The organism is Desulfatiferula olefinivorans, assembly GCF_054657895.1.
Genome location: NZ_BAAHXV010000087.1, coordinates 1 through 1,990, shown reverse-complemented (window position 1 = coordinate 1,990; position 1,990 = coordinate 1). Strand labels below are relative to the sequence as shown.

Genomic DNA, 1,990 nt, shown 5'->3' with positions numbered 1-1,990 from the left:
TTCTCCCGTATAGGAAATTTATGGCACTCAAGGATATACTTAAGAAGCTATGTGACGAATTCTTAGAGCATCGAAATTCTGATGTAATCTGGGCTGCAATCCCAGAAATCATTCCGGAGCTTCGATTAGAGTTCGAGAAGCGATTAGGTATTGTTCCTGAGATTGGCGGGATTTCCTTGGTTCTTGCAGAAGTTGAACCCCAGCTTGCTTGCGGGACTAATTCGATTGTTTTTAATACTTATTTCCCGGTCCATAAAGGACTTCGGATAAGTTGTGAGTGCTGCCTTGAACACCCAAATGCCAAGGTGTCTGTCCGAAAAGTTCCCGATGTTGAAATAGGCTCTGCTTCAGATGCCATTCGAATCATAAATGAAAACTGTATTGGCAATACTTTTGAAGCAAACCTCCTTCGTATTGAAGGATCTATAAAATAATTTGATGGGAGAACAATTGGTTGCAGGTGACGCTTTCCGCTGCGCTCCAAGCGCCCCTGAACCATGCGTTATGAAAATTTTAAAATATGCAATTTAATGACCCTTATAATCCTTCATATGAAGAAATTGAAACATGGGCATACTCATATAATGTATATGAACCCGTTCAAGACTGGGACATAATTGTTAATTGGCTAATATATTCTGATTTGATCTTAACTTTGGCTTCTGACAACAAATGTCCCCAACAAGAGTATTTTCAGCATATATTATACGTCGTTGTCGGCCAAGCAGTTAGAGGCCGATTAAGTTCACGCAATACAATGGAAATAGAAACACTTCTGGAGCATTCAGAAAAATTCTATCATCCATTTATTAAACAATGGAAACAGAGAAGTAAGGATATTTTGAAGCATACAGAAGAATTTGATTATGATGATTGGTTTTCTGGTAGGCTTGCAAAATCAACTATTTCATAACAACCAAGTGCAGGTGACGCATTCCGCGTTGCTCCATGCGCCCCTGACTTGGAGCGTTAGCAATTATTAATGAATCATTATTATGAGTTTTATTAGAGCCTCAAATCAAATATGGAAATTTGTTGTATCAATGATGCCAGTACTAATTTCCGGTTTGATTATAATTTTTCAAAACAGTTTTTATGAATACCTTGATGAAGATTCTGTAATAAAATTGATTCTCATATCATTAATTATTGGAATTATTTCTTTAATATTTGGTTGCTTGTTTATTCGGTGTCCAAAGTGTGGTTTAAAATTGTTTTGGTTTTCAATTTCCAAACAAAATCATAATAGTTGGCTATCATGGTTATTTTCATTTAAAGATTGTCCAAAATGTAATTATAATCCATCAAATTGCTAACAAACCCTTGCACTCAGACCGGGCTACGTCGCGCCGTTCTCGGAAGGTGCTGTAATTCAAACTGTTTTACCCTTTTGGCCGGTGTCGCTATTCGCCGCCCGGCTGGTGAAGGGTAGCGTTAACCCCTCAATGAATATGAATGATATTATTGAAAAGTTATTGAGTGCTGCAAAAGACATTGGTTATGGCAAAGTTCCGAAGTATGAACATTGCGAAACCTACACAATTGGTGCTTTCGATTTAATACTGATCAATAAACATGGTGGTGATGCTTTTGAGGTTTTGGAGGCTATCTGTCAGAAATACAACCAAGTAAGAAACGATAATAAATATCTTTCAGGATATTTTGTGCTTCTAAATCAATTGGTTTATTTAAGCAAAACAACTGAACTCCCAAATGGCATGGAAGAAATAATTTCCGAAAATCCATCTTTGAGTAATGAACTTAAAAAATGGTATAGGATTAAGGGTTAACAATTGCTTGCAGGCGACGGCTAAACGCCGCGCCTGAAGCATGCGTTAGCTGTAGAGAATGTATACTGTTAGTAGAATACAGAAGGAAATATGCCTTTGTATCGGAGCTGATCAGGATGTGCTTACATTACCTGAGTCAATCGGTTTTGGTGCAGTGTTATCTCGTTTTGTTGATTTGATTATTGATCGGCATAATCTCG

The 1,990-nt window shown here is 37.4% G+C and carries 3 protein-coding genes; all 3 read left to right on the top strand.

What is annotated here, in order from left to right:
• A partial coding sequence (locus ACYQ11_RS21915; RefSeq protein ID WP_459925967.1) for a hypothetical protein occupies nucleotides 1–434 on the top strand: 434 nt, incomplete at its 5' end.
• Nucleotides 435–520: 86 nt separating this feature from the next.
• A complete protein-coding gene (locus tag ACYQ11_RS21910; protein ID WP_459925966.1) occupies nucleotides 521–913 on the top strand; it encodes a hypothetical protein in 393 nt (130 codons plus the stop codon).
• 532 nt (nucleotides 914–1,445) lie between these two features.
• The gene (locus ACYQ11_RS21905) at nucleotides 1,446–1,790 is read left to right on the top strand and encodes a hypothetical protein (protein WP_459925965.1); all 345 of its coding nucleotides are present in this window, start codon (nucleotides 1,446–1,448) and stop codon (nucleotides 1,788–1,790) included.
• Nucleotides 1,791–1,990 lie beyond the last annotated feature (200 nt).